A 6,687-nucleotide genomic window follows, 5' to 3' on the forward strand; every position below is an offset into this window, starting at 1 on the left:
GGACGCCCTCGACCTTCCCTCCCCAAGGAGCACGAGTGTTTCCCCTCGCCCGCGCGTCGATGGCCAACCGCGCCCTGATCGTGCTCATCACGCTGTTCGTCGCCCTCTTCGGGGTGCTCAGCATGCGCTCCATGAAGCAGGAGCTCATCCCCTCCCTGGAGATCCCCGCCATCAGCGTGGTCTCGGCGATGCCCGGCGCGTCCGCGGAGGTCGTCGACGAGCAGGTGGGCAGGCCGCTGGAGCGCGCGCTCAACATCGTGGAGGGCCTCGAGAGCTCGACGTCCACCTCCCGCAGCGGACTGTCCAACATCCAGCTGGGCTTCGAGTACGGCACCGACCTGGACCGGGCCCGCAATCAGGTGGAGCGGGCGATCTCCAACGTGCGCACGCAGCTGCCCGACGACGTCGAGCCCACCGCGTTCGCCGGCTCCGTGGCGGACTTCCCCATCGTCTTCCTGGCCGTGTCCTCCGACGAGGACCTCAGCCCGCTCGCGGCCGACCTCGAACGACTGACCGTCCCGGACCTGCAGAGGATCGAGGGCGTGCGCTCCGCCGAGGTCAGCGGCGCGCCCGATCAGGTCGTCTCGATCCTGCCGGACCGTGCCGACCTCGCCCGGGCCGGCGCCACGCCCGCCGACATCCGCACCGCCCTGGAGGAGAGCGGCGGCCTGGTGCCCGTGGGCACCGTGGACGACGGGGCCACGACCCTTCCCGTCCAGGCCGGCTCCCCCCTCGACTCCCTCGAGGCCGTGGGAAACGTCCCGCTGCCCCTCCCTGAGGACGCGCCCGACGGCGCCGAGCCCACCACCGTCGGCGCGGTGGCCACCGTGGAGCTCGCCGAGCAGGAGCAGACCTCGATCACCCGCACCAACGGCGACCCGACGCTCGCCCTGTCCGTGACCAAGACCCCGGACGGGGACACGGTGGGGATCTCCCGGGCGGTCGAGGAGATGATTCCCGAGCTCGAGGCGGACCTCGGCAACGGCGCCGAGATCACCGCGGTCTTCGACCAGGCCCCCTACATCGAGCAGTCGATCGAGGACCTCACGGTCGAGGGCCTCCTCGGGCTCGCGTTCGCCGTGCTCGTCATCCTGGTGTTCCTGGCGTCGCTGCGCTCGACGCTGGTCACCGCGATCTCCATCCCGCTGTCCCTGCTGGCCACGTTCATCGGGATCAACGCCCTGGGCTACTCGCTGAACCTCCTGACCCTGGCGGCGATCACCCTGTCCGTGGGCCGGGTCGTGGACGACTCGATCGTGGTGATCGAGAACATCAAGCGCCACTACGGGACGGTCGACCTGCGCACCGACCCCGCCAACGCGAAACGCCGGGCCATCCTCACCGCCGTGCGCGAGGTCTCGGGCGCGATCACCGCCTCCACCCTCATCACGGTCGCGGTGTTCGTGCCCATCGCGTTCGTGGGCGACGTGACCGGCGAGCTGTTCCGCCCCTTCGCCCTGACCACGACCATCGCGCTGATGTCCTCGCTCGTGGTGTCCCTGACCATCGTGCCCGTGCTGGCGTTCTGGTTCCTCCGGGACCCTCGCCTGGTCCGGCGGGCCCGCCGGGCACCGGCGGGACGCCCTGCCCCCTGGGCCGGCACCGCGGCCGGGACGCCGCCGCGCCTGGCCCAGGGCTACCTCCCGGTCCTGCGCGGCACCCAGCGCCACCCGTGGGCCACCCTCGGGGTGAGCGTCCTGGTCCTCGCCGGCACCGCCGCCCTGCTGCCGGTGCTGCCCACCAACCTGCTCGGGGACACGGGCCAGAACACGATGACGATCGAGCAGGACCTGCCGCCCGGAACCGCGCTGGCGGTGACCTCCGAGCAGGCGAGCCGCGCCGAGGAGGTGCTCGACTGGACCGAGGGCATCGAGGACGTGCAGGTCACCATGGGGCCCGGCGGCGGCTTTTCCGCGTTCCTGCCCGGCAGCGGCACCAACAGCGCCACCTTCTCCGTGACGACCGACGCCGCGGTGGACCAGGAGCGGCTCCGCCGCACCGTCGGGGAGCGCCTGGACCGGCTGGACGGCGCCGGGGAGTTCTCGGTGCAGGGCGCCCAGGGCTTCACGAGCAACGACGTCGAGATCTCCGTCACCGCCACGGACCAGGCGACGCTGGCGGAGGCCGACGACGCCGTGGTGCAGGCCATGCGGGAGCTCGAGTCCGCCAGGCAGGTCACGAGCAACCTGGCCGCCACGCAGCCCACCGTCGTGGTCACGGTCGACCGGGCGGCCGCCGCCGGCCGGGGCCTGAGCGAGGAGCAGGTCACCGGGGCGCTCGCCGGCACCGTGAACCCCCTCCCTGCCGGGTCCATCGACCTGGACGCCGACTCGGTGGCCGTGACCATCGGCGAGGGCCGTGCCGTCGAGGACGTCGAGGCCCTGCGGTCCCTCCCGGTGCCGGCGGCGGGCGGGACCGTCCGGCTCGACGAGCTGGCCGAGGTCGAGGAGGCGCTCACGGTGGAGACCATCACCTCGAGCAACGACCAGCGCACCGCCACCGTGGCCGTCACCCCGGGCGGTGACGACCTCGGCGCCACGAGCGCCGCGGTCCGGGACGCGCTCGCGGGCCTGGAGCTGCCGCAGGGCGCCTCGGCCGAGCTGGGCGGGGCCGCGACCGAGCAGGAGACCACGTTCCGGCAGCTCGGCCTCGCCGTGCTCGCCGCGATCGCGATCGTCTACGTGGTGCTCGTGGCCACCTTCAAGTCGCTGGTCCAGCCGCTGATCCTGCTGGTCTCGATCCCCTTCGCGGCGACGGGCGCGGTGCTCGCGCTGCTGGCCTCCGGGGTGCCGCTGGGCCTCGCCTCGCTGGTGGGCGTGCTGATGCTCGTGGGCATCGTGGTGACCAACGCGGTCGTGCTGATCGACCTCATCAACCAGTACCGGGGGCGGGAGCACGGCATGGACCTGGAGGAGGCCATCGAGAAGGGCGCGACCCGCCGGCTGCGGCCCATCGTGATGACAGCACTGGCGACCATCCTGGCGATGACGCCCATGGCGCTGGGCATCACGGGCCAGGGCAGCTTCATCTCCCAGCCGCTGGCCGTGGTGGTGATCGGCGGACTGATCTCCTCCACCCTGCTGACCCTGGTGCTCGTGCCGGTGCTGTACCGGCTCGTGGAGGCACGCAAGGAGGAACGGCACCGCGCCCGGGAGGAGCGGATCACGGCGCTGGCCGCAGCACCGGGCAAGGGGCGCCCACCGGGCCGGACGTGACACTCGTCACCGTGCGCTCTTTCGTGGACGTTTGCTTTCGAAAATACCGACGTGCGCGCCTCGCGCCCTCCCCACTCCGGTGACCCGGAAGGTATCATCGCCGCTGGTCACACCTGGAATCGACGCCCCGGCGCGGTCGGCGTGCCGGAGGCCCGGAGGAGGCACTCCCCGAAAGGGGGGACACCGGTGCCCGGTGCGCCGATGTAACCGGGTCGTAGCATTATCCTGTGACCCGCAGAGAAACAGATCGTGTGCAGAACAGCGCCGACGCCTGGGAGGCCCTCTTCAGGGCCCAGGTGACGGTCATGCGGCGTCTTCAGCGCCAACCCGAGTTCGCGGAGCTCTCCGCCCGCGAGTACGACGTCCTCTTCAACCTCTCCCGCTCCGACGAGACCGGCATGCGCCTCAACGAGCTAAACGAGTACGTGCTGCTCACCCAGTCCAGCCTCAGCCGGATGCTCGAACGTCTCGAGCTCAAGGGACTGGTGCACCGCTGGCAGGACCCGCAGGACCTGCGGGGGCTGCGGATCCGGCTGACGGACCGGGGCCGGCAGCTGCAGGTGGAGATCGCCGAGCAGTTCCGGGTGCACGTCCACGAGCTGATGTCCGCGGGCCTGGACCCGGAGGAGCTGCGCATCCTCACCCGCCTCGCCGACCGCCTGCGGGAAGCCGTCAACGACCTCTGACCCGGTCTCCCCTGCCGTCCTACAGCGGGAGGACGACCCGGGCCTCCGGGTCCTCGCGCCTGGGCTCGGAGGACTCCGCCGACACCTGCATGTCCCCCAGCGTGATCGCGCCCTGGAGCGTGGTCAGGAACGCCGTCTCGGAGGCGTCCGCACCCGTGGCGATGCGCACGAACTCCGTGCGCGGGGCGAGCCCGGTGGCGTCGAGGACGTACCAGGCGCCGTCGTGCCAGGCCTCGACCACCGCGTGGAAGTCCATGGGGGACAGCCCGGGCGCGTAGACCGACACGAGCCGCGCCGGCACCCCGAGGCCCCGCAGCAGGGTGATGAGCAGGTGCGCGTAGTCCCGGCACACGCCCTGCCGGGTGAGGAACGTGTGCACGGCGGTGTCGGTGGCCGTCGAGGAGCCGACCACGTAGTCCAGGTGCTCGTGCACCCAGTCCCGCACCCGCTGGAGCGTTTCGTAACCGCCGTCCCGGGCCCCGGGGAACAGGGCGTCCGGGGTGCCGGCCATCTCGTCGAAGGGGCAGAAGCGGCTGGGCCGGGTGTAGCGGACGACGTCGACGGACTCCGCCGGAGGCGGTGAACCCGTCGGGCCGTCCAGCTCCAGCGCGTAGGACACCGTGCACTGCGCGCCGCCCGGGACCCGGGCCAGGTGCAGCCGCGTGCCGTGCAGGTCCTCCGCCTCCTCGAGCGCGACCTCGGTCCCGTCGACGTGCAGGCTCAGACGCTCGCCGGGACGGGCGTGACCCCCGGGACGGGCGGCGGCGAGGGAGAACACCGCGAGGTGGTCGGTCTCCGACGCGAAGTCGACCTCCGCGGAAACGGTGCGCCGGGTGGTGGGCACGAATGGCCTCCTGGTCGGGGGGGATGAGCGGAGGACCGGTGGTCCGTCCGCTCCATTGTCGCTCACGGGGGCGATTCATCAGTACACTGATCCACGAGACATCCCCCACACGCCCCGCCGCCGGCCGGAGCCCGCGCGCTACACCCGGCGGCCGACCGCGAAGGACGCAGCATGGCCCAGGACACCACCCAGGACAGCCGCTCCAAGGAGCGCACCGCACCGGACCCCGAGGACCCCCGCAAGCCCGACAGCCCCACCGAGATCAGCAAGCCCTCGTGGGGCTACGTCGCCAAGCGCGCGCTCTCGGAGTTCTCCAAGGACGACTGCACCGACCTCGCCGCGTCCTTGACCTACTTCGCGGTGCTCTCCCTCTTCCCCGCGCTGCTCGCCATCGTGTCCCTGCTCGGCGTGTTCGGCCAGGGGCAGGCCACGACCCAGGCGATCACGGGCTTCCTCGAGGGCGCCGCCCCGCCCGAGCTCGTGACCCTGCTCGAGGAACCCATCAACAACCTCACCTCCGGCACCGGCGCCGGGCTCGCCCTGATCGTCGGCATCGTCGGCGCCCTGTGGACCGCCTCCGGCTACACGGGGGCCTTCGGCCGGGCCATGAACCGCATCTACGAGGTCGAGGAGGGCCGGCCCATCTGGAAGCTGCGGCCGATGAACCTCCTCGTCACGCTGATGCTGGTCCTCATCGTGGTGCTGATCATGCTCATGGTGCTGATCTCCGGCGGCATCGCCCAGTGGGTCGGTGACCTCGTGGGTCTCGGCACCACGGCCGTGACGGTGTGGAACATCGCCAAGTGGCCGGCCGTCGTGATCCTCGCCGTCGTGCTCATCGCGGTGCTCTACTACTTCACCCCCAACGTGAAGCAGCCCAAGTTCCGCTGGATCAGCATGGGCTCGATCGTCGCCCTGCTCGTCGCGGCCGTGGCCGCGGCGGCCTTCACGTGGTACGTGAGCAACTTCGCGTCCTACAACGCCACCTACGGCATCATCGGCTCCGTCATCGTCCTGCTGCTCGGCCTGTGGATCATCAACAACGTGCTGCTGCTGGGCGCGGAGATCGACGCCGAGGTCGAGCGCGGCCGCCAGCTCCAGGGCGGGATCAAGGCCGAGGAGACCATCCAGCTCCCGCCGCGCGACACCCGCCAGGTCGACAAGAAGGACAAGAAGGAGGAGAAGCTCGTCGACCAGGGCCGCAAGCTGCGCCTCGACCACGAGCACCTCGACTACTCGTCGGACGACTCCGGAAAGGACTCCGGGAAGGACTCCGGCAGGAGCTGACCGCCGTCCCTGGGGGGGGGGGGGCGACCCGCGCGCGTGGAGCTCCTGGAGCTCGACGGCGACCCGAGCGGCGGACCCGTGGGCTTGAGCCACGGGTCCGCCGCTCCGTCGCGCTCCGGCCGGGTCCGCCCCGTCCGGAGAGGTGTGCTCTCGGGCGCGCGGGCTTCCGTGCGCCGGAGGTGGACCTGCCGGGGCACGGCACGGCAGGGCGTCGCCGCGTCCCACCGCCGCACCGCACACCCCGGGCGTCCTTCCCTAGACTGGGAGCGATGTTCCGCACCGGAACCGTCACGTCGTCCGCAGGAAAGGTCCGACTCATGCACGAGGTCAGAGCCGTCGTCGTCACGGCGAAGAACGCACCAGCCACCCTCGAGACGATCCTCGTCCCGGACCCCGGGCCCGGGGAGGCGCTGGTGGACGTCCTCACGTGCGGGGTCTGCCAGACCGACCTGCACTACAAGGAGGGCGCGGTGGGCGACGACTACCCCTACCTGCTCGGCCACGAGGCCGCGGGCGTGGTGTCCGCGGTCGGCGAGGGCGTCACCGAGGTCGCCGTCGGGGACAAGGTCATCCTCAACTGGCGCGCGGTGTGCGGGGAGTGCCGGGCCTGCCGCAAGGGCGAGCCCTGGTACTGCTTCGCCACCCACAACGCCAC

5 protein-coding genes are annotated in these 6,687 nt (G+C 71.7%); 4 read left to right on the forward strand and 1 reads right to left on the reverse strand.

All coding sequences use genetic code 11. The annotated features are described in order from the left end of the window. Positions 1 to 35: 35 nt before the first annotated feature. Both ACFYE3_RS15985 and ACFYE3_RS15990 read left to right on the forward strand, forming a co-directional pair. On the forward strand, positions 36 to 3,215 hold the full coding sequence (locus ACFYE3_RS15985; protein ID WP_387610723.1) for an efflux RND transporter permease subunit: 3,180 nt from the start codon (positions 36 to 38) through the stop codon (positions 3,213 to 3,215). Positions 3,216 to 3,466: 251 nt separating this feature from the next. After that, a complete protein-coding gene (locus tag ACFYE3_RS15990; RefSeq protein WP_387610734.1) occupies positions 3,467 to 3,901 on the forward strand; it encodes a MarR family winged helix-turn-helix transcriptional regulator in 435 nt (144 codons plus the stop codon). Between the two features lie 19 nt (positions 3,902 to 3,920). Here ACFYE3_RS15990 and ACFYE3_RS15995 read toward each other — a convergent pair whose 3' ends face one another. After that, positions 3,921 to 4,745 carry a transglutaminase-like domain-containing protein gene (locus tag ACFYE3_RS15995; protein WP_387610724.1) on the reverse strand — a complete coding sequence of 275 codons (825 nt, stop codon included), beginning with the start codon at positions 4,743 to 4,745 and terminating at the stop codon, positions 3,921 to 3,923. 171 nt (positions 4,746 to 4,916) lie between these two features. On the opposite strand from ACFYE3_RS15995, the gene ACFYE3_RS16000 reads away from it, so the two are divergent. Beyond that, positions 4,917 to 6,032 carry a YihY/virulence factor BrkB family protein gene (locus ACFYE3_RS16000; RefSeq protein WP_387610726.1) on the forward strand — a complete coding sequence of 372 codons (1,116 nt, stop codon included), beginning with the start codon at positions 4,917 to 4,919 and terminating at the stop codon, positions 6,030 to 6,032. 317 nt (positions 6,033 to 6,349) lie between these two features. Next, positions 6,350 to 6,687: alcohol dehydrogenase catalytic domain-containing protein (locus tag ACFYE3_RS16005; RefSeq protein WP_387610728.1), on the forward strand; the 338-nt coding region annotated here is incomplete at its 3' end.

It is taken from the genome of Kocuria arenosa (assembly GCF_042879215.1).
In the GTDB taxonomy this organism is placed as follows: Bacteria; Actinomycetota; Actinomycetes; order Actinomycetales; family Micrococcaceae; genus Kocuria; species Kocuria arenosa.

Excerpts from the sequence above, each read along its gene's own strand:
- ACFYE3_RS16000 (WP_387610726.1), top strand. The coding sequence starts at position 4,917 with ATGGCCCAGGACACCACCCAGGACAGCCGCTCCAAGGAGCGCACCGCA.